This is a genomic window from Flavobacterium sp. (genome assembly GCF_046293665.1).
Lineage (GTDB): Bacteria > Bacteroidota > Bacteroidia > Flavobacteriales > Flavobacteriaceae > Flavobacterium.
Genome location: NZ_JBKBOL010000001.1, coordinates 124,659 through 143,827 on the forward strand (window position 1 = coordinate 124,659; position 19,169 = coordinate 143,827).

The 19,169-nt window shown below is 37.5% G+C and carries 19 protein-coding genes; 7 read left to right on the top strand and 12 right to left on the bottom strand.

From position 1 onward, the window contains the following. Nucleotides 1–21: 21 nt before the first annotated feature. The 8 genes from ACK4R1_RS00500 to ACK4R1_RS00535 form a co-directional block, all read right to left on the bottom strand. A complete protein-coding gene (locus tag ACK4R1_RS00500; RefSeq protein ID WP_409682138.1) occupies nucleotides 22–2,454 on the bottom strand; it encodes a ribonucleoside-diphosphate reductase subunit alpha in 2,433 nt (810 codons plus the stop codon). A 219-nt stretch (nucleotides 2,455–2,673) separates the two neighbouring features. After that, nucleotides 2,674–3,651, bottom strand: a complete 978-nt coding sequence (locus ACK4R1_RS00505) for a ribonucleotide-diphosphate reductase subunit beta (RefSeq protein WP_409682141.1) — start codon at nucleotides 3,649–3,651, stop codon at nucleotides 2,674–2,676. Nucleotides 3,652–3,996: 345 nt separating this feature from the next. Then, a complete protein-coding gene (locus ACK4R1_RS00510; protein WP_409682144.1) occupies nucleotides 3,997–4,518 on the bottom strand; it encodes a hypothetical protein in 522 nt (173 codons plus the stop codon). A gap of 68 nt (nucleotides 4,519–4,586) precedes the next feature. Then, nucleotides 4,587–7,985 (bottom strand): hypothetical protein, encoded by a 3,399-nt coding sequence (locus ACK4R1_RS00515; protein ID WP_409682147.1) that lies wholly within the window; start codon nucleotides 7,983–7,985, stop codon nucleotides 4,587–4,589. Between the two features lie 47 nt (nucleotides 7,986–8,032). Then, entirely contained in the window at nucleotides 8,033–8,326 is a 294-nt protein-coding gene (locus tag ACK4R1_RS00520; RefSeq protein WP_409682150.1) for a type II toxin-antitoxin system RelE/ParE family toxin, read from the bottom strand. A 2-nt stretch (nucleotides 8,327–8,328) separates the two neighbouring features. Beyond that, complete coding sequence (locus ACK4R1_RS00525; RefSeq protein WP_409682153.1) at nucleotides 8,329–8,538, bottom strand: addiction module protein; 210 nt, start codon at nucleotides 8,536–8,538, stop codon at nucleotides 8,329–8,331. A gap of 35 nt (nucleotides 8,539–8,573) precedes the next feature. Then, nucleotides 8,574–9,827, bottom strand: coding sequence for an aspartate kinase (locus tag ACK4R1_RS00530; protein WP_409682156.1), 1,254 nt, complete (start codon nucleotides 9,825–9,827; stop codon nucleotides 8,574–8,576). Next, on the bottom strand, nucleotides 9,827–10,327 hold the full coding sequence (locus ACK4R1_RS00535; RefSeq protein ID WP_409682159.1) for an N-acetyltransferase family protein: 501 nt from the start codon (nucleotides 10,325–10,327) through the stop codon (nucleotides 9,827–9,829). The genes ACK4R1_RS00530 and ACK4R1_RS00535 overlap by 1 nt, the downstream gene beginning before the upstream one ends. Before the next feature lie 107 nt (nucleotides 10,328–10,434). Here ACK4R1_RS00535 and fbp point away from each other — a divergent pair, with 107 nt between their 5' ends. Beyond that, complete coding sequence (gene fbp / locus ACK4R1_RS00540) at nucleotides 10,435–11,442, top strand: class 1 fructose-bisphosphatase (RefSeq protein ID WP_409682162.1); 1,008 nt, start codon at nucleotides 10,435–10,437, stop codon at nucleotides 11,440–11,442. A 107-nt stretch (nucleotides 11,443–11,549) separates the two neighbouring features. Here the strand turns inward: fbp and ACK4R1_RS00545 are convergent, their stop codons facing one another. Beyond that, the gene (locus ACK4R1_RS00545; RefSeq protein ID WP_409682165.1) at nucleotides 11,550–11,981 is read right to left on the bottom strand and encodes a TerB family tellurite resistance protein; all 432 of its coding nucleotides are present in this window, start codon (nucleotides 11,979–11,981) and stop codon (nucleotides 11,550–11,552) included. A gap of 161 nt (nucleotides 11,982–12,142) precedes the next feature. On the opposite strand from ACK4R1_RS00545, the gene ACK4R1_RS00550 reads away from it, so the two are divergent. The 3 genes from ACK4R1_RS00550 to ACK4R1_RS00560 all read left to right on the top strand — a co-directional run bounded on the left by ACK4R1_RS00550 (nucleotide 12,143) and on the right by ACK4R1_RS00560 (nucleotide 14,952). After that, nucleotides 12,143–12,736 carry a HupE/UreJ family protein gene (locus tag ACK4R1_RS00550; protein ID WP_409682168.1) on the top strand — a complete coding sequence of 198 codons (594 nt, stop codon included), beginning with the start codon at nucleotides 12,143–12,145 and terminating at the stop codon, nucleotides 12,734–12,736. A 200-nt stretch (nucleotides 12,737–12,936) separates the two neighbouring features. Beyond that, nucleotides 12,937–13,365, top strand: coding sequence for a deoxycytidylate deaminase (locus ACK4R1_RS00555; RefSeq protein ID WP_409682171.1), 429 nt, complete (start codon nucleotides 12,937–12,939; stop codon nucleotides 13,363–13,365). Between the two features lie 18 nt (nucleotides 13,366–13,383). Further along, complete coding sequence (locus tag ACK4R1_RS00560) at nucleotides 13,384–14,952, top strand: S41 family peptidase (protein ID WP_409682174.1); 1,569 nt, start codon at nucleotides 13,384–13,386, stop codon at nucleotides 14,950–14,952. 2 nt (nucleotides 14,953–14,954) lie between these two features. On the opposite strand, the gene ACK4R1_RS00565 is transcribed toward ACK4R1_RS00560, so the two are convergent. The 3 genes from ACK4R1_RS00565 to ACK4R1_RS00575 all read right to left on the bottom strand — a co-directional run bounded on the left by ACK4R1_RS00565 (nucleotide 14,955) and on the right by ACK4R1_RS00575 (nucleotide 16,487). Next, nucleotides 14,955–15,563 carry an FAD-dependent oxidoreductase gene (locus ACK4R1_RS00565; protein WP_409682176.1) on the bottom strand — a complete coding sequence of 203 codons (609 nt, stop codon included), beginning with the start codon at nucleotides 15,561–15,563 and terminating at the stop codon, nucleotides 14,955–14,957. A 112-nt stretch (nucleotides 15,564–15,675) separates the two neighbouring features. Then, a complete protein-coding gene (locus ACK4R1_RS00570; protein WP_409682179.1) occupies nucleotides 15,676–15,873 on the bottom strand; it encodes a hypothetical protein in 198 nt (65 codons plus the stop codon). 38 nt (nucleotides 15,874–15,911) lie between these two features. Further along, nucleotides 15,912–16,487 (bottom strand): MarC family protein, encoded by a 576-nt coding sequence (locus ACK4R1_RS00575; protein WP_409682182.1) that lies wholly within the window; start codon nucleotides 16,485–16,487, stop codon nucleotides 15,912–15,914. Nucleotides 16,488–16,572: 85 nt separating this feature from the next. Here ACK4R1_RS00575 and ACK4R1_RS00580 point away from each other — a divergent pair, with 85 nt between their 5' ends. From ACK4R1_RS00580 to ACK4R1_RS00590, 3 genes are all read left to right on the top strand, one after another. Then, nucleotides 16,573–17,145, top strand: a complete 573-nt coding sequence (locus ACK4R1_RS00580) for a DUF3109 family protein (protein ID WP_409682184.1) — start codon at nucleotides 16,573–16,575, stop codon at nucleotides 17,143–17,145. 808 nt (nucleotides 17,146–17,953) lie between these two features. Next, a complete protein-coding gene (locus tag ACK4R1_RS00585) occupies nucleotides 17,954–18,715 on the top strand; it encodes a hypothetical protein (protein ID WP_162128028.1) in 762 nt (253 codons plus the stop codon). Further along, nucleotides 18,715–19,110: a DUF5675 family protein gene (locus ACK4R1_RS00590; RefSeq protein ID WP_409682188.1), complete on the top strand. Its 396-nt coding sequence runs from the start codon at nucleotides 18,715–18,717 to the stop codon at nucleotides 19,108–19,110. The genes ACK4R1_RS00585 and ACK4R1_RS00590 overlap by 1 nt, the downstream gene beginning before the upstream one ends. Nucleotides 19,111–19,169 lie beyond the last annotated feature (59 nt).

Sequence of the window (19,169 nt, forward strand, 5' to 3'; positions counted from 1 at the left end):
AGCTTTTTTTATTTATATCAATTAAGAACCACACATTTCGCAATCATCACCGCCATTTGCGGCAGCGGCTCTGGCTTGTTCTACCATGGCGGCAAAATCTTCGGCGGTCATTTCTCCGTTTTCGGTTGGTGCTACTACTTCAACGCCTACAGCTTCCGGTTCGGATAAGATTGGTTCCGCTTTTTTATCGTTGTTCAACGTGAACTTGATGGCGTCAACCGCAGCTTTGGTTCTTAGGTAATACATTCCGGTTTTCAAGCCGCTTTTCCAAGCGTAGAAGTGCATTGACGTTAGTTTCGCATAGTTGGCATCTTGCATAAACAAGTTCAACGATTGTGATTGGTCAATGAAATAACCTCTGTGACGCGACATGTCGATAATGTCTTTCATCGACATTTCCCAAACGGTTTTGTATAGTTCTTTTAAGTCTTCAGGAATTCTGTCGATGCCTTGCACGGAACCGTTGTTGCGCATGATTTCTTGCTTTAAGCTTTCGTCCCACAAACCTCTTTCTACCAAATCCATCAACAAATGCTTGTTTACCACAATAAATTCTCCTGACAATACACGACGCGTGTAAATGTTAGAAGTATAGGGTTCGAAAGCTTCATTGTTTCCAAGGATTTGTGATGTTGAAGCAGTTGGCATCGGTGCTACCAATAAGGAGTTTCTCACCCCGTGTTTTACTACTTCTTTGCGCAAGCTTGCCCAATCCCAACGGCCTGATAATTCTTCGTCTTTGATGTTCCATAGGTTGTGTTGGAACAAACCTTCTGAAATTGGCGACCCTTTAAAGCTTGAATATGGACCTTCTTCTTTCGCCATTTCCATCGAAGCGGTTACGGCGGCGAAGTATAGCGTTTCGAATATTTCTTGGTTCAATTGTTTGGCTTCATCGCTGGTGAACGGCATTCTCAATAAGATGAACGCATCGGCCAAACCTTGTACGCCTAATCCCACCGGACGGTGACGCATGTTAGAGTTTTCGGCTTCTTTTACAGGATAGTAATTGCGGTCGATTACTTTGTTTAAGTTGCGGGTTACACGTTTGGTTACGTTGAATAACAATTCGTGATCAAATCTGTTGTTGTTGACAAACATGGGTAACGAAATAGAAGCCAAGTTACAAACCGCAATTTCGTCTTCCGAGGTGTATTCCATGATTTCGGTACACAAGTTGGATGAACGAATGGTGCCCAAATTCTTTTGGTTCGATTTTCTGTTCGCGGCATCTTTGTACAACATGTATGGTGTTCCGGTTTCGATTTGTGATTCGAGGATTTTCTCCCAAAGTTCACGCGCTTTTACCGTTTTTCTTCCTTTTCCTTGTGCTTCGTAAGACGTGTACATGGCTTCAAACTCGTCTCCGTAAACGTCGCATAAGCCTGGACATTCGTTTGGACACATTAAAGTCCATTGCGCATCTTCTTCTACACGTTTCATAAACAAATCTGAGGTCCACATCGCGAAGAACAAATCACGTGCACGCATTTCTTCTTTTCCGGTGTTCTTTTTCAAATCGAGGAATTCGAAAATATCGGCATGCCAAGTTTCTAGATAAATGGCGAAACTTCCTTTTCTTTTTCCGCCGCCTTGGTCAACGTAACGCGCGGTGTCGTTGAATACACGTAGCATTGGAACAATTCCGTTGGATGTTCCGTTAGTTCCTCTGATGTATGAACCGGTTGCACGAACGTTGTGAATTGATAAACCGATTCCGCCCGCAGATTGGGAAATTTTCGCGGTATTTTTTAACGTATCGTAAATACCATCAATACTGTCATCTTTCATGGATAACAAGAAACAAGATGACATTTGTGGTTTTGGTGTTCCGGCGTTGAAAAGCGTTGGCGTCGCATGAGTAAAGAATTTTTTCGACATTAAATCGTAAGTTTCTATTACCGATTCTAAGTCGTTTAAGTGAATTCCAACCGATACACGCATCAACATATGTTGTGGGCGCTCTACGATTTTACCGTTGATTTTTAACAAATACGAACGCTCTAAGGTTTTGAAACCGAAATAATCGTAGTTAAAATCTCGGTTGTATATGATGTGAGAGTTTAAAAACTCGGCATTTTCCTGAATCACTTGGTGAACCTCATCCGAAAGCAATGGAGCTTGTTGGTTGGTTCTAGGATTAACATAATGGTACATTTCATTCATCGTTTCCGAGAATGATTTGTTGGTGTTTTTATGTAAGTTGGAGATAGCAATACGAGCGGCTAATTGCGCATAATCCGGGTGTGTTACGGTCATGGACGCGGCTGTTTCTGCGGCTAGGTTGTCTAATTCGGAAGTGGTTACTCCGTCATACAATCCTTCGATAACTTTCATCGCTACTTTTACAGCGTCGACCAATTCATTCAAACCATAGCATAGTTTTTTAATTCTATCTGTGATTTTGTCAAACATTACCGGTTCTTTGTGACCGTCTCTTTTTACTACGTACATACTTGTTTTGTTTTGTGAAATAGGGAATCCCTTCGCTATTTCGGGTTAATTGTAATTGATTTGAAAATTCGGCAATTTACTTACGTCAGTTCGCTAACGCTCGTGTGAAGATTTGAAAATGAATTTCAGCAACAATTCAAATCTTTATTTTTTTTAAATCCGAAGTGTTTATAATTATTCAACGCTTAAGCAGCATTTTCAAATTTTAAAATCTTCAAATTAGAAATCAGCGTCGAAGCTAATTTTTTGATCGTCGGTATCTTTTGACATTACGCCGGCTTTTTGGTATTCGGCCACGCGTTTTTCAAAGAAATTGGTTTTTCCTTGTAACGAAATCATGTCCATGAAATCGAAAGGATTGTTGGAGTTGTAGACTCTTTTGCATCCTAATTCCACCAATAATCTGTCGGCTACAAACTCTAGGTATTGTGTCATTAAGTTGGCGTTCATCCCGATTAAACTTACCGGAAGTGATTCGGTGATGAATTCTCTTTCGATAGTTAAAGCGTCGGTGATAATTTCGGTGATTCTGGCTTTAGACACTTTGTTTACCAAATGGTGGTTGTGCAAATGCACGGCGAAATCGCAGTGAACACCTTCGTCACGTGAAATTAATTCGTTGGAGAAAGTCAATCCCGGCATTAAACCGCGTTTTTTCAACCAAAAAATCGAACAGAATGCCCCTGAGAAAAAGATGCCTTCTACCGCTGCGAAAGCAATTAATCTTTCTGCAAATGAATCAGAACTAATCCATCTCATAGCCCAATCTGCTTTTTTCTTTACCGCCGGAAATACATCAATGGCGTTAAACAATTGATTTTTTTCAGCTTCATCTTTAACATACGTATCAATCAATAGCGAATAGGTTTCGCTGTGGATGTTTTCCATCATAATCTGGAAACCGTAGAAAAACTTGGCTTCCGGATACTGCACTTCGTTTACGAAGTTTTCTGCTAAATTCTCGTTTACAATTCCGTCAGAAGCGGCAAAGAAGGCCAAAATGTGTTTGATGAAATATTTTTCATCGCTATTCAATTTGTTATTCCAGTCTGATAAATCTTGGTGTAAGTCGATTTCCTCGGCAGTCCAAAAACTGGCTTCCATTTTTTTGTACCAATCCCAGATATCATGGTGTTTGATTGGGAAAATCACGAAGCGGTTTTTGTTTTCTTGTAAAATTGGTTCGATAGCAGCCATTTTGAAATTATTATTTGGATTATTGGGGAGATTTTATCTAAAATCTGTCTGTTACAAAGATTGTCAAACGAAACGTAAAAAGAAAGCCAAACTTATTCACAATCGGGTCTAGTTTTTAACAAAAAAGGCTTTTGTTTGATCTTTTTGATTTATTATTAACTTGTTGATTTTCAATATTATAATTTTTAAAAAAACATGAAAAAGCCCTAAAACAAAGGAAGTTAAGAATTTACTGATGCCGAAATTTTAACATTTTAGCCTCTTCTGAAATCGGTTTTTTGGGGCTAAAAAAAGAGCGGTTTTTCGCTTGAAAAAACCGCTCTCTGCAAAGTGTACTTTTATTTCTTATTTGTCATCCGAAATATAGGTTTTATTACCATTAGAGTTGATATAATATCTTCCTCCTCTTGGCCCGGTATACACTTTTTTACCATTATAGGTTCCTGTGACCTTATCCTTATTGTTTTTAGGTGCTTTTTCGCTGGAAACTCTTTCTTTTATAGCTATTTTAGATTTAGCTTCTGTTTTATTAGCTGCTGCTTTGGCTTTTCCGGCTGCTGAATTGGCTTTTCCGGTGGCAGAGGCATTGTTCTCTTTTGCTTTGTAACGCTTGTCAGGCGTGCCGTCTTTCTTTAATGGCACTTTAGCTTCTGTTTTATAGCGTTTATCCGGCGTTCCGTCTTTTTTCAAACGCACTTTGGCTTCATTCTCTGCTTTAATTTTAGCCTCTTTTTCTTTTGCTGCTTTTTCTATTGCTGCTTTTTCTGAGGTTGCTTTAGCCGTCTTCATTTGATCAGTAAGCTTTTCTTGCGCATTGGTATTTGCTATAAAAGCAAAAAGAAAACAAATTAAAATTAGTTTTTTCATGGTGATTAATTTAAATATTTAGCTTGATTAAAAGTAAGAAAAAAATAAATGCGAAGTACTAATTAACATTAAAAATATGCTCTCAATTGAACATTTCCGGTGTGAATGGATTTGCTGGTTTCTGTTTTTCTTCCTTGGTAATTGATGTTAATATCTAAAAATTGAGTCAAATTCTTTTGCAACAACAATCGCCATGTTAGGTTTTTACCCGGCTGTAAACCCTCTAACATTTGAAAAGCCACCGGCAATAAGGCATCGCCAACAAACTTATTGTCATATAATGAGAATTCTCCATTCATCGTAAATTTCTTTTCGCTGGCATAAGAAAAAGATGTGCCGAAACGATTTTGCTTCAATTGTTCCGAATTGCCAATTTGATTTTCTTTATTTTGGTATTCGTAAAAAACATCCCAACTGGCATTTTTATTAAACAAATAGGAGATTTTTGGATTGATTTGGTATGCTTTAACTTCAAAATTTTTGCTCTCATAATTTTCAGAAAACAAAGTAGTCTTAATAGTTTTAGCACCTAAATTAAACAACCAAGATTTTTGAACCAAATGCGTGTATTGCAATTGATGCGACTTGTTTTCGCTTTCTTGAGAACCTACAGAAAGTAACGTTTGGAGTTCGTTTTGGTTAAAAGTATAAGTCGTTGAGTGCTTTTGTTTACCGCGGTTGTAAAACAAACTATTGCGGAAACTGGTGTTCAATCCTAATAAATTGTCTTCATCTTTAGAAAAAGGATTTAGGTCGAAATTATCCCCGTTTCGACGAATTTTTCGCTCGATTAAAAACGAGGTTTGATTGTAAAAATGAGACAACACTTTCTTAAGACCTTTAGTATTTTGCCATTGCGCCGGATTCAAGGTCAACGATTGCGAAAATTTATTCTGATGGGTTTTAACAAAAATCTGATTCGGCAAAAACACGCGAACATATCGAGCTTGATCAGGAAACGGAGCGATTTCAAATTCTTGTAATTCTTGAATTCCGTTGTTGTTGTAGTCAATCCAAGTGTAAACACCTTGTCCGGGCTCAACTTCCAGATAAGTGAATTCTTGTTGGGCAATCGTTCCGGAGGTAGTTTCATAAGCTGTCGTAACTTGGGCAAATTGTTTGAAAAATTGATCGTTATACAATAACCTTGAATTTAAGGACGGTTCGCTACCTCTTGTCTGATCTTCAAATTTCAAATTTCTGTAGTTGACAAATAAAGCCAAATTAGTTTTGTCGGTTTGAATCAATTTTGATTTTAAATAATAGGAATGTGAAGTATTAACTTTTTGCAAGAAGCCGTTTTGTAAACTGTCGTTGACACGATGCAAATAACCTAATTCGACAAAAACTTTTGTACTATCTCCACGCCCGAGGAATGCGCCATATTCGGTAAATTTTTGGCTCAAGACCGACAGTTGGTTCGTTGACACTAATCTTTCTTTATTATCCTCCAAACTCAAGCTACCGCCAATCCAATTCTTTTTAAAATGATAACGTGCTTGCGATTGATTTCTAATGAAAGTAGACTTTGCATAACTACCATCACTATTTAAAACACTGGTGTTTTGGGATAAATTCCAATCTTTGAGTTTGAAAAAACCATTAACCAAATGACGGTTTCCTGAAAAACTTTCGGAGAAATCCAATTTCTCGAATTGGTAAGTTAGTTTGCCTTTTTCGGGTAAAGAGAAATCTAACCCATTAATAATTAAACTCTGATTGCCTTCAAAAGTGGTTAAATTCCAATCGCGATTGAATTCGATATTGAACAAACGCTCAATGGTTCTGAAATTTTCTTGTACATATTGGTAATTTCCAAACGCATCAATTCGCCATTTTTTAGAAAATAATCTTTGCTTGAAATTCAGTTTTCCGGCGACACCTTTATTATTGGCATCATCAATAGAAGAGAATAAGTTTTGGTCGTTATTGCTGATACCAACTTCAAAATCTACCAAAGTCTTCTCGTTCGGATTGTATTTTCCTAAAACCGTGGCAATCTGGATTTTTGTTGGCGCGACTAATCGGGTAATCGGTTCATAATTGCCTTGCGGAATACCGGCTATCGGTTCGACATATTGGTAAATTTTACCAATTGCACCGGTGTTGGTTAAAATATAATTCCCGAGATTATTACCAACTAATGTAAATCTTACGTTGTATAATTCGTCTTCGGGATTATTCGAATATTCGAAAACTTCGACCGCATTGACGAAGACTTTTTTGTACAAAATTTTATTTTCTGAATACGTATCCAAATACGCTGATGGCGCGTTCATGAGGTTGACATCGTCTCCGGCATTGGCCAAAATAGCGACTTGCTCAGGTGACAAACTTTGTTGCAACGGTTGGTTTTTGACATCGTTTTCAGAATACAAATAACCGCCCAAGCTCCAGTTTTTCGACGTATAATTGGCACCGCCATAAGTTACAAATCGGGTATAACTCCTGTCCGAATATTGGTATTCGATGACGATTCGCATTTCGGAAGTAATAGGAAACAAAGACGTAAACGTGATTTCTCCGGCATTATAATCGATGATGTAATCGTTGTTTTCGCCACGTTTTTTTAGAATGCCATTGACATAAACTCGTTCCGAACCTGAGATTACTAGGACATACAATTCGCCATTATTCCCACGCAATTTATACGGCCCTTGATTGCCTTCTTGTCCGGTAAAAGCGCTTTTAGCATATTGTCCGCGAACCAAAGCCGCTGAAGCAAAGATTTCCGTCTTATTCTCTTCGCCACCAAAAGTAAAACGCGTTGACAATCCTTGTACTTTCTTGTTGAAATTCAAAAAGCGAGATTGTCGGTTTTCAAGAAATAAATCGCCGGCGCGGATATTCCATTTGTCGGTAAATAATTCGATGAAAATTTGGTCAAACTCATCTAATCGTTGCGAATAACCATTGTCTTGCAAAGGAATATTAGAATCCTGAATCGACGCACGGAGTGAGACTTTATCCGAAATTTTTCCGGTGATTTGTAAATCGAGATTCGAAGTTACCGAAGCGTTCTGATTGTTGCCTATCGTTACGCCACGAGTAATGCTTCCGGAGGTGTTCAAGCCTTCAAATGGGACAAATTTTTTGATGGAACGGTTGACTTGGTAAAGATTTCCGGCTTCATTGGGAACCACTTTGTCTTGGTCGTAAATACTATAAGTTTTGGTTAAATGTTCGGGGTATTTGAAATAGCGAATGGTCAAACTATCTGCGGAAGTAAAACCATTCTTGAAAAACAATTTTCCGGTTTTGAAATCGACTTTGTAGAAAGCGGTATCAATTTCTTTGCCTTCTCTTGTTAGTAATTTGAAAAAACTCGGGCTTATGCTTACTTTTTCAATAGCGATAGTATCAGTAGAAACCGCTATTTTTTTGGTTTGGTACAACGATTTGATTTCCTGAGCCGAAAGACCGGAAAAACCGAGTAGCACCAATAATAATAGCCCTTTTTTCAGCATACATATATAAACGTAAAAACCATTGAAAATGTATGTTTTGTTAGGATTTAAATTCTTTTAGACCAATTTTTTGGCGAACGAGATGTGTGAAAAACACCCAAAACTACAACTTCATTTTCTTTAATGAGATAATGAATTCCAAAGGGAAATCGGGAAATAAATCTAACTTTTACGTTTTTATAACGCTTTTGAAAATGATTGGGATTTCTGGAAACTTCGGTCAATCCTACTTCAAGACACAATTCAAAATCGTAAGAAAGTCCAACTCTATGTTCTTCGTGCCAAAGAACTATAGCTTCAACGTCAAATAATGCTTCTTTAGTAAAACTAATTTTATGCATTATTATTTTCTGATTTTGTTGATGTGGCTTTTTACCTCATCCAAAGAATATAAAGTCGTTTTACCTTCTTCCAACAATTGAAGTCTATGGTCTAATTCCATTTCGATTTCACAAGACAATTCGATTTCACTCTTAGCAACACTGTCCCATAATTGTTCTGCCAACAAAATTTTTTCAGCATTGGAATACTTTGATAAATCTTTGATTTCCATGTCTTTTTTTTATAAAAGTATAAAATAAAATCGAATTATTCCTTTGTCACAACCTGCATCGTCTCTCTCGAAATCTGTTTCAACAGTACCGTTTTGTCTTTTTCCACCATTTCGGCAGCTTCTTTGTTGAAGTGGCGAATCGTATATAAAGACACATTTTCATTGTAAGCAACTTTGAATTTTTTAGACAAAATGGCTTTCAACTCATTGAAATTACCAAATTTATCTTCCACACTTACTGAAAAACTAATGGCTGAGTTCTGAATCAAACTCACTTTCATCTTGTATTGATGAAACAAAGCAAAAATCTCGCTGATGTTTTCTTCCATAATAAAAGAGAAATCGATAGACGATAGTGAAATCAATAATTGGTCTCTTTTTACAATATAACAAGGCGTGTGTGGCTCTAAATCTTTTCCTTTAGAAACACTGGTTCCCGGCAAAAGCGGATTGATAAACGATTTTACATGCAACGGAATTTCTTTTTTCTGTAGCGGTTGTAACGTTTTTGGGTGAATCACGGTTGCTCCGTAAAACGCTAATTCAATGGCTTCACGATAGGAAATTTGATTCAATAAAATCGCATTTTCAAAATACCTCGGATCAGCATTCATCACACCCGGAACGTCTTTCCAAATGGTTACGCTTTCAGCGTTTAAGCAATAGGCAAAAATCGCCGCCGTATAATCGGAACCTTCACGTCCTAAAGTAGTGGTGAAATTATTTTCATCTGACCCTAAAAATCCTTGCGTAATATTGAGTGCTTTTTTCTTTACGCCTTTAGAAATCAACTGCTGGGTTTTTTCCCAATCGACATTGGCATCACGATACGTATTATCGGTTTTGATGAAATTCCTAACGTCAATCCAATTGTTTTTCAAACCGGCTTGATTGAAATAATGACTAACAATCGTAGTGGACAAAATCTCACCATAACTCACCACTTGGTCATAAACATAGTTGTAGTTGGGCGATTTGCTGCTTCGGATAAAATATTCTAAATCGGCGAAATGATTGTTTACGGCAAAGTACACATCGTGCTCTTCGTCTTCAAACAAATCCATCAAAATTTGGTAGTGGTACTTCTTGACTTCTTGTAGTGAGGAATGCAATTCATTCGATTTCTCAAAATAATTCTTGATGACTACTTCTAAAGCATTTGTGGTCTTTCCCATTGCGGAAATCACCAAAAGCGTGTCTTCATGACCTACTTTTTCTAATACACTAAATACGTTTTTAATACCTTCAGCATCTTTAACGGATGCTCCCCCAAATTTGAAAATTCTCATTATAAATTAGTTAAAAATTCATTTATTCCTTGTTCGTCCATTTGAACGACGTCCCAATCTGCTAAAATTTTCGCCCCCGATTTTTTATAAAATTCTATGGCCGGCGTATTCCAATCTAAGACATTCCATTCGATTCTTCGAACGTTGTCTGCTTTGCCTTGTTCCATAATTTTGGTATACAAAGCCAAACCTAAACCGGTGCCGCGCATTTTTTCTTTGACTATTAAATCCTCCAAATGAATGGTTCTTCCTTTCCAAGTAGAATAGCGATAATAATACAACGCCATGCCAACAATCTGCTTCGCCTGTTCGCTATCGCTCGGGTCATTTTCAACTTCCGCTACGAATGTATGAAACAAAGGATTTTCGCCAAAACCATCGCGCTCTAAATCGGCTACGGTTACCACTACAGCATCCGGTTCCTTTTCAAAAACTGCCAATTCTTGGATTAAATCGAGTACCGCTTGCATGTCAGCTTTAGTTCCTTTTCGGATGTTCATTTGGATTAAATTTTCCGCAAAAATACAATTAATAATTTCTTTGCGAAATACATTTTTTCTTGGGCAAATTTAGCGATATTTGCAGCCACAACTACAACGATTTCGCAATGGAAGAACGCAACAAAACGCTTGGTGAATTTATCATCGAAAAACAGGAAGAGTTTAAATATTCCTCCGGAGAATTATCCCGAATCATCAATTCCATCCGATTGGCGGCGAAAGTCGTAAACTATAAGGTGAACAAAGCCGGTTTAGTGGATATCATCGGCGCTGCCGGAGACCAAAATATCCAAGGCGAAGACCAACAAAAGTTGGATGTTTATGCCAATGAAGTTTTTATCCAAACTTTAATCAACCGCGAAATTGTCTGCGGAATTGCTTCCGAAGAGAATGATGATTACATCACCGTTGCCGGTTCCGATAAAACACACAGCAACAAATATGTAGTTTTAATGGATCCTTTAGATGGTTCTTCAAATATAGATGTGAATGTATCAGTAGGGACAATTTTTTCGGTATTTCGTAGAGTAACACCTGTTGGAACACCTGTAACTTCAGCAGATTTTCTCCAACCCGGAACTCAGCAAGTAGCCGCCGGTTATGTGATTTACGGTACTTCAACCATGTTAGTGTATACGACTGGTCATGGCGTTAACGGGTTTACCTTAAATCCGGCGATTGGAACGTTTTATTTGTCCCATCCGAATATGGAATTCCCAAAAGACGGAAATATTTACTCTATCAACGAAGGCAACTACGTGCATTTCCCTCAAGGCGTGAAAGATTATTTGAAATACTGTCAGCTGGAAGAAGGCGACCGACCTTATACTTCAAGATACATCGGAAGTTTGGTTTCCGATATTCACAGAAATATGATTAAAGGCGGGATTTATATTTATCCAACGAGTTCCAAATCGCCTAACGGAAAATTGCGTTTGCTATACGAATGCAATCCAATGGCGTTTATCGCTGAACAAGCCGGTGGAAAAGCCTCAGACGGTTTTGGCAGAATCATGGAAATCAACCCAACAGAATTGCACCAACGCGTGCCTTTCTTCTGTGGAAGCTACAATATGGTTGAAAAAGCGGAAGAATTTATGGCTAAATATGTCTAGGCATTAGCCAAATGGCACCAGGCATTAGAAAACAAAAAAGACAGGGAAATAAATTATTCCTGCCTTTTTATATTAAAGTTAACTTTTGGCTATTGCCTTTTGCCTTTTTACTTATTCATATGTGTCATCTCGTACACAAACGTATCCGAATCTACATTCATCACCAATAACGACAACGCTTTATCAACAATATAAGGTACATTCCCCGGAGTAAATCCTAAAGCCAAAGCAAATTTGGTTAGGATTTCTTTTTGTTTTGGTCCCAAAATATGATCCGCATAAACCATACGCGACAAATCATACAAACGCTCTAATCTTTGCACATGCAAATACGGCGGATTGATTGGGTATTTTAAAGGATTTTCTAAAATCTCTTCATATTCTGCTGCGGATATTTCTAAACGAACGGCCAATTTATCCAAAAACTCTTTCTCTTCTTTGCTCATATCGCCGTCGGCAGTAGCAACACGAACGATAGCCGAAAAATGGCCTTTGTTTCTGCTTTTAAATTCGCTATCAAATAAATCTGAAATTGACATAATTTTATTGGTTTTAATACTGCAAATATAAGCCAATTTCCTTTTTTAGAAAACCTATTTCCAAAATGTTTTTTATCGATTTTCAGGTTTATTTTTAAAGCGCAATTAAAATTAATTGTAAGTTTACGTTCCAAACCACTAAACAAAACAACCAAACCATAATGTCAGATTTCTGGATATACTTCAATATCGGTTTAAAACATGTGCTTGATATCTCTGCTTACGATCATGTTTTATTTCTTTTAGCCTTAACCGTTCCTTATGACACCAAAGCCTGGAAACGAATTTTAATTTTAGTCTCCTTATTCACCCTTGGACATACTTTATCTTTGTTTCTTTCTGTTTTTGAAATCATAAAAATCAATCCCGTTTTTATTGAGTTTTTAATTCCTATTACCATCTTAATTACGGCCATTTTTAATCTTTACAGCACTGGAAAATCCGCTAAAAAAGACAACCCAACTTTCATTGGTTTCATCACACTTTTTTTCGGAATCATTCACGGATTAGGATTTTCAAACTACTTCAACAGCATTCTTTCCGGAAAACCAACCGACAAATTATTGCCCATGTTTGAATTTGCTCTTGGTATTGAAGCGGCTCAAATTATAGTAGTCATCGCGGCGCTAATACTCGCTTTTATCTTTCAAACACTATTAAAATTCTCGAAACGCGACTGGATTTTAATCATTTCTGCCTTCATCATTGGTGTTGTGATTCCGATGATTTTACAAAGTGAAATTTGGGTTAAATAATTGTTTTGGAGCGAAAGGTTTAGGTATATTTGCTATCCATTTTCCCGCTATCTGTTACAATCTTTTTTAAATTGTTTCAATTTAAAAAAGATTGTAACAGATAGCGGGGCTATGAGAAAAACCATTTGATTTTACAGAATCTTGCAAATGATTCTGACCCGAGCGCAGCAAACTGACGCAGTAAACAAGTTCAGCATGTTATGAAAGAAGCCAAACAAAAAAAATACGACGTCGCCTACCTAAGAATTGCGGCCGAATGGAGCAAATTGTCTTATTGCAAACGCAAACAAGTCGGCGCCATCATCGTGCGTGACCGAATGATCATTTCCGACGGCTACAACGGAACGCCATCCGGATTTGAAAACTGTTGCGAAGACGACGAAGGATTAACCAAATGGTACGTTTTACACGCCGAAGCCAATGCCATTTCCAAAGTCGCTCGTTCTACCCAAACTTGTGAAAATGCCACTTTATATATAACACTTTCGCCTTGTAAAGAATGTAGCAAACTCATCCACCAATCCGGAATTAAACGTGTCGTTTATCACAACGGATACCGCGATGAATCAGGTTTAGACTTTCTGAGAAAAGCCGGTGTTGAAGTAACTAAAATCGAAAATTTAGACTAACACCTCATCATTCATCTTATGAAATCTAAGGAAAAATATTTGCCTTTATTATTGTTCTCTTGCGTGGCCTTGGGAATCATCATTGGCGGTATGCTCAATTTTCCAAAACGAACGCTTTCCAAACAAAACGCCAGCAAAGCCAAAATTGAGAGACTAATCGATTTCATCAACGACGAATATGTTGACGATGTCAATTCTGATTCTATTGTTGATTTGACGGTGAATAGCATTTTAGCCAACCTTGATCCGCATTCGGTTTATATTCCGCCAAGTGAACAATCTTCGGAAGCCGAATTGATGAAAGGCGACTTCGTAGGAATTGGCGTGAATTTTTATATGTTCAACGATACCGTTACCATTGTAAAACCTCTTGAAAATGGTCCGGCCGAAAAAGCAGGCATCTTAGCCGGTGACCGCATTTTATACGCCGATAAAGACAAACTTTTTGGTCGAAAATTACCAACAGACAGTTTGTTCAACAAACTAAAAGGTGAAGAAGGTTCCAGTGTTTTACTGACCATTTACCGAAAAAGCACCAACAAAAAATTAAAAATTCCGGTAATTCGCGATGTTGTTCCGATAAAAAGTGTTGACACTTATTTGAAACTCAACGCCACAACCGGTTACATCAAAATCAATCGTTTTGCCGAAAGCACGTACTCAGAATTCCGAGTTGGCTTGGAGCAATTGAAAAAACAAGGCATGACCACTTTAGTTATCGATTTGCGTGACAACGGCGGTGGTTATTTGGAAAAAGCGGTTGAAATCGCAGACGAATTATTGAAAGACAAAGAATTAATCGTTTTCACCAAAAACAAAAAAGGCGAAATCAACAAAACTTTTGCTACGGAAGAAGGCATTTTTGAAACCGGAAAAGTCTTCGTTTTAATCGATGAAAACTCAGCTTCTGCGAGCGAAATTTTGGCCGGTGCCATTCAAGATAATGACCGCGGAACTATTGTCGGAAGACGTTCTTTCGGAAAAGGATTAGTACAACGCGAAATCGATTTTGCTGACGGTTCGGCTGTTCGATTAACCACTTCCCGATATTACACGCCAAGCGGTCGTTCTATCCAAAAGCCTTATGTGAAAGGCCAAGGCGAAGCCTACAGTCATGATTTCGAAACCCGATATGAAAACGGAGAATTGTATGCCAAAAACAAAATCAAAGTCGCTGATTCTTTAAAATTCAAAACAAAAAAAGGCCGAATCGTTTATGGCGGTGGCGGCATCGTTCCGGATGTTTTTGTGCCATTGGAAGTGAAAAAAGGTGAGGAAAGTTTGGCCTATATTTTAAGCTCCGGTTTGGTGAGTCATTTTGTTTTCGAACAATTAGATAAAAACCGCGATTCGTTTAAAGGACAAAAATTTGAGGCGTTTTTGACCAAAATGCAACAAGACAAAAGTTATGTAAACTTATTCGAAGGTTATTTAAAAGATGCCGGTCTAAAAATGTCTTTGGCGAATAATGATGCTTTGGTTAAAAAATACCTAACTGCTGAATTTGCCCGACAACTTTTTGGTGAAAACCAATACTACCAAATCCTGTTAAAGGATGATGCGATGTTAAAAGCGATTTTGAAGTAAATTTACTTTTTGATACTATCATGCACTTGTACATGAATGCCATTATTCCATAAAGTCAAAATATCGGTAGCCACAGAAGCGCCACTTCCGGCAGCAATCGCTAATTGGCTTCGCCAACCGGCTAAAGTTCCGGTGGCGTAGATTCCTTCAGTTACTTTGTGGTCGATGTTTCTGAGTTGGATTCTGTTTTTCTCGGGAATCACTTTTTGATGCGGCATGATATAGTCTTCTAAACCTTCAATAGTGAATGGATTTCCTGCGCCAATTCCGATGACAACAATTTTAGTTTGGTAAGTATTTTTATTGGTGATTACGCTAAAATTTCCTGCTTCACCTTCTATCTTCATCACTTTTTCGTTTGGGATTTGCTGAACGTGCGGATAGACATTATGTAAGTGTTCAACGCTGTACATCAAAAGTTCCGATCCTAACGTTCCGGCATGAATTCCGTAAGCGTTATTAAAAACAGCATCTTGCAATGAGGAAGCTTTTTGATGCGTGATGATACCTATTTTTTTATCTGTAACAAAAGATTTGTTTTTTGCCGATCCTAAAATCAAAGCACAAGACATGCCTGAAACACCGCCGCCAATAATCAAAACATCATACATAGAAGAAAAATTAGAAATTATAAAATGGCAAATTCCAAAAAAGAACCAAAATCAAATATAAAGTCCCGAACATTTGATTTTAGACATTTCCTCTTTGGAATTTGAGAAACCCTTAGTTTTTTAGTTTGTCTTCAATTTTTTTAGACATTCTAAAAATCAAAAGGATCAAGACCGCACAAAAAGACGCGGCAATACCGATCAAAGCCACTATGCTGTCACCTTCAAAAGGATTATTAAAATCTAGTAAATAAATATTGACCAAGATTAACGCAACGGCCAAAATTATAAGTATGTTGGTGAAAATTTTCATGAAATTAATTTATGGAACAAAAATACTAATTTTTAAGTTTAGGCAAATAACCCTTTAACATTAGCCGCAAATAATTTAACAGCTATTGCCAGTAAAACTACTCCAAAAACTTTTCTAATGATACTCAAGCCGTTTTTACTCAACATTCTTTCAATTTTTGAAGACGATTTTAATACCGCATAAACCAGTACAATGTTCAACAAAATAGCTATGATTATATTAATCGATTGAAACTCGGCACGCAAAGAAAGTAAGGTGGTCATCGTTCCCGCACCGGCAATCAAAGGAAATGCTATCGGTACAATCGAAGCAGAAGTGGCGGCTTCATCGCGGTATAGTCTAATGCCCAAAATCATTTCCAAAGCCAAAAAGAACAGCACAAACGAACCGGCAACCGCAAATGAATTCACATCAATACCAATTAGCTTCAGAATTTCTTCACCCACAAAAAGAAAAGCAATCATGATTCCGGCCGAAACTAACGACGCTTTCTCTGATTGGATATGACCAAATTTTGTCCTCAAATCAATAATCACCGGAATACTTCCAACGATGTCTATCACCGCAAAAAGCACCATGGTCGCTGTGGCTATTTCTCTAAAATCTAAATTCATGACGTTTATTTTTTGCAAAATTAGGTTTTTAATAATTCACTTAAGCCAAATTTCATTTGTACTTTTGCATTCTTAAAACAAGACCATGTTCCAATTAGGTAAAACCATCGTTTCAGAAGACATACTCGAAAAAGATTTTGTGTGCAATCTTTCGGCTTGTCACGGCGCTTGTTGTGTTGATGGTGATGCCGGTGCACCTTTGAGTCAAGAGGAAACCAAAATTTTGGAAGAAATCTATCCGAAAGTAAAACCGTTTCTAAGAAAAGAAGGCATTGAAGCCATAGAAAAATTAGGCACTTGGGTTGTCGGAACCGACCAAGATTTAGAAACGCCACTAATTGACAATAAAGATTGTGCGTATGTAATTTTCGATGGGAAAACTGCACTTTGCGGCATTGAACAAGCTTATAATCAAGGTATCATCAACTGGAAAAAGCCGGTTTCGTGTCATTTATACCCAATTAGAGTCAAAGATTTCAGTGAATTTGCTGCCGTGAATTACGACCGTTGGGACATTTGTAACGATGCTTGTACCTTAGGAAAAGAACTTCAAGTGCCGGTTTACAAATTCGTAAAAGAAGCATTGATTCGAAAATTCGGAGAAGATTGGTATGCTGAATTGGAAAAAGTAGCGGAAGACTTGAAAAACGGAAAATAAAAAAAGCCGAAATCAAATGATTTCGGCTTTTTTGTGGAGAAAGAGGGTTTGTAACTTACCTCTCAATATGGTGTAAACAGTAGCTTTGTAAATTTAATATAATCCGGGTAACCGAATTTATCCCCTATTAATTAATCCTAGTAGATTGCATTAATTTGTGAATTGTAAATTTACAAAATCCTTATTGAAATTCAAAACATTTGGGGCAAAACTACACTAAAAAATGAAGTGGTTTTTAAAGTGGTTAAAGAGTCGGGAGACTAATATTTCTCCACTTTCTGCATTTGCATAATCATCCAAATATTGCTTTTTCAACTTGTTCAATATTCAATCCTGTATGATTACAGAATTCTTCAATTGTAACAAACTTTAGGGCTTTATTATGGCTCTTTGCTATCTCATGCAATAATCTAAGACTTTGGCGGTAGCTTTGACCTGTAACGAGCTCTACGTCGTTTGTGGTGATGCATATACGCCTTTTCATCGCTTTCATACTCTAACCATACCTTTAACTAGTCTTTCACTGCCTTCAAAGTGCTAGTAATTTTTTCTAAGAACTGACTAAAGTTAATAAAAATTGTAATTGCTTCGACAAAGGCAAATTACCGGCTTTTATTGCTTGTATTAGGTGACAATTTTGTCGAATGCTGACAATTTTGTCGCATTGGTATTTCTGGTATGGGGTGAGCTTTTATATGTGCTGTGTTTGTCTAAATTTTGTTCTTGAATCAGTCGAAATTATGTTGCAACGATAATCGAAATGAGGAGTGAAAATGAAAAGGAGTATTAATCGTAAAATGTAGAAATTATGGCTAGACAGACAGGCATAATTAAGTTGAAAGGTACTATCGGAGGTATGACCTTTTACAAGACTTCCGCAGATGGACATTTAGTTCGTGAAAAAGGCGGAATTGAGAAAAGCAGAATCGACAGCGATCCTGCTTTTCAGAGAACCAGAGAGAATGGTTCGGAGTTCGGAAGAGCCGGAAAAGCCGGTAAACTTTTGAGAACAGCGCTGCGCCCATTGTTGCTAAATTCTGCCGATGGCAGAATGGTAAGCCGATTGACGCAAGCCATGGTAAAAGTAATCCAAGCTGACACGGTTAGCGACAGAGGATTACGAAATGTAATTGATGGAGAAGCTGAATTGTTATTCGGTTTTGAATTCAATATCAGAGGTAAACTGGGTACCAGTTTGTATGCACCATTTGTTGGAGCTATTGACCGCGTATCGGGTGAAATCACAGTTGATTTAGCATCATTTGTACCATCAAATATGCTTGCAGCACCGAGTGGAACCACTCATTTTAAAATCATTTCTGCCGGTGCCGAAGTGGATTTTGAAGCTGAAACGTATGTGGTTGCAACTTCTGAAACAGCAATTTTGCCATGGGATGCCACTGCAACAGCAGTTATCAGCCAAACCAACGCTGTAACCGCTGCAAGTACTAAGCCATTGTTTTTGGCTTTGGGTGTTGAATTCTATCAGGAAATCAACGGGCAAATGTATCCATTGAAAAATGGTGCATTCAATCCGCTTTCTATCGTGAAAGTTGATAGCGGTGTGTAATGGTTCTTGAATTGACCAGAACTTATTTCCCCGAAGGAACCAATGGGAAACTCGAATGTGAGGGCAAGAAGATTTGTAATACAATTGAATTGCCTTGGAAGAAAAATGTGAGGAGAGTTTCCTGTATTCCGGAGGGGAAATATTTTATTAAAAAGCGGTACAGTGTCAAATTTGGTTGGCATTTGGAAATCTTAGGTGTTGAAAATAGAAGCTTGATTTTGTTTCACCCTGCGAATAATGCACAAAAGGAATTGAATGGCTGTATTGCTCCTGTAACGAAACTTTCCGGACCAGGTTTAGGGTTAATGTCTCGAAAAGCTTTTAAAAGTTTAAAGGACATGGTTTATAAATCTTTAAAACGAAAGGAAAGTGTCGAGTTAATTGTTAAATCTTAATTCCATTTGATATGAATGTAATTAAAAGAGCAAAATCACCCACACCGAAATTTTTTAAA

Coding starts and splice junctions, on each gene's coding strand:
- ACK4R1_RS00500 (WP_409682138.1), bottom strand. CDS start 2,454: ATGTACGTAGTAAAAAGAGACGGTCACAAAGAACCGGTAATGTTTGAC.
- ACK4R1_RS00505 (WP_409682141.1), bottom strand. CDS start 3,651: ATGGCTGCTATCGAACCAATTTTACAAGAAAACAAAAACCGCTTCGTG.
- ACK4R1_RS00510 (WP_409682144.1), bottom strand. CDS start 4,518: ATGAAAAAACTAATTTTAATTTGTTTTCTTTTTGCTTTTATAGCAAAT.
- ACK4R1_RS00515 (WP_409682147.1), bottom strand. CDS start 7,985: ATGCTGAAAAAAGGGCTATTATTATTGGTGCTACTCGGTTTTTCCGGT.
- ACK4R1_RS00520 (WP_409682150.1), bottom strand. CDS start 8,326: ATGCATAAAATTAGTTTTACTAAAGAAGCATTATTTGACGTTGAAGCT.
- ACK4R1_RS00525 (WP_409682153.1), bottom strand. CDS start 8,538: ATGGAAATCAAAGATTTATCAAAGTATTCCAATGCTGAAAAAATTTTG.
- ACK4R1_RS00530 (WP_409682156.1), bottom strand. CDS start 9,827: ATGAGAATTTTCAAATTTGGGGGAGCATCCGTTAAAGATGCTGAAGGT.
- ACK4R1_RS00535 (WP_409682159.1), bottom strand. CDS start 10,327: ATGAACATCCGAAAAGGAACTAAAGCTGACATGCAAGCGGTACTCGAT.
- fbp (WP_409682162.1), top strand. CDS start 10,435: ATGGAAGAACGCAACAAAACGCTTGGTGAATTTATCATCGAAAAACAG.
- ACK4R1_RS00545 (WP_409682165.1), bottom strand. CDS start 11,981: ATGTCAATTTCAGATTTATTTGATAGCGAATTTAAAAGCAGAAACAAA.
- ACK4R1_RS00550 (WP_409682168.1), top strand. CDS start 12,143: ATGTCAGATTTCTGGATATACTTCAATATCGGTTTAAAACATGTGCTT.
- ACK4R1_RS00555 (WP_409682171.1), top strand. CDS start 12,937: ATGAAAGAAGCCAAACAAAAAAAATACGACGTCGCCTACCTAAGAATT.
- ACK4R1_RS00560 (WP_409682174.1), top strand. CDS start 13,384: ATGAAATCTAAGGAAAAATATTTGCCTTTATTATTGTTCTCTTGCGTG.
- ACK4R1_RS00565 (WP_409682176.1), bottom strand. CDS start 15,563: ATGTATGATGTTTTGATTATTGGCGGCGGTGTTTCAGGCATGTCTTGT.
- ACK4R1_RS00570 (WP_409682179.1), bottom strand. CDS start 15,873: ATGAAAATTTTCACCAACATACTTATAATTTTGGCCGTTGCGTTAATC.
- ACK4R1_RS00575 (WP_409682182.1), bottom strand. CDS start 16,487: ATGAATTTAGATTTTAGAGAAATAGCCACAGCGACCATGGTGCTTTTT.
- ACK4R1_RS00580 (WP_409682184.1), top strand. CDS start 16,573: ATGTTCCAATTAGGTAAAACCATCGTTTCAGAAGACATACTCGAAAAA.
- ACK4R1_RS00585 (WP_162128028.1), top strand. CDS start 17,954: ATGGCTAGACAGACAGGCATAATTAAGTTGAAAGGTACTATCGGAGGT.
- ACK4R1_RS00590 (WP_409682188.1), top strand. CDS start 18,715: ATGGTTCTTGAATTGACCAGAACTTATTTCCCCGAAGGAACCAATGGG.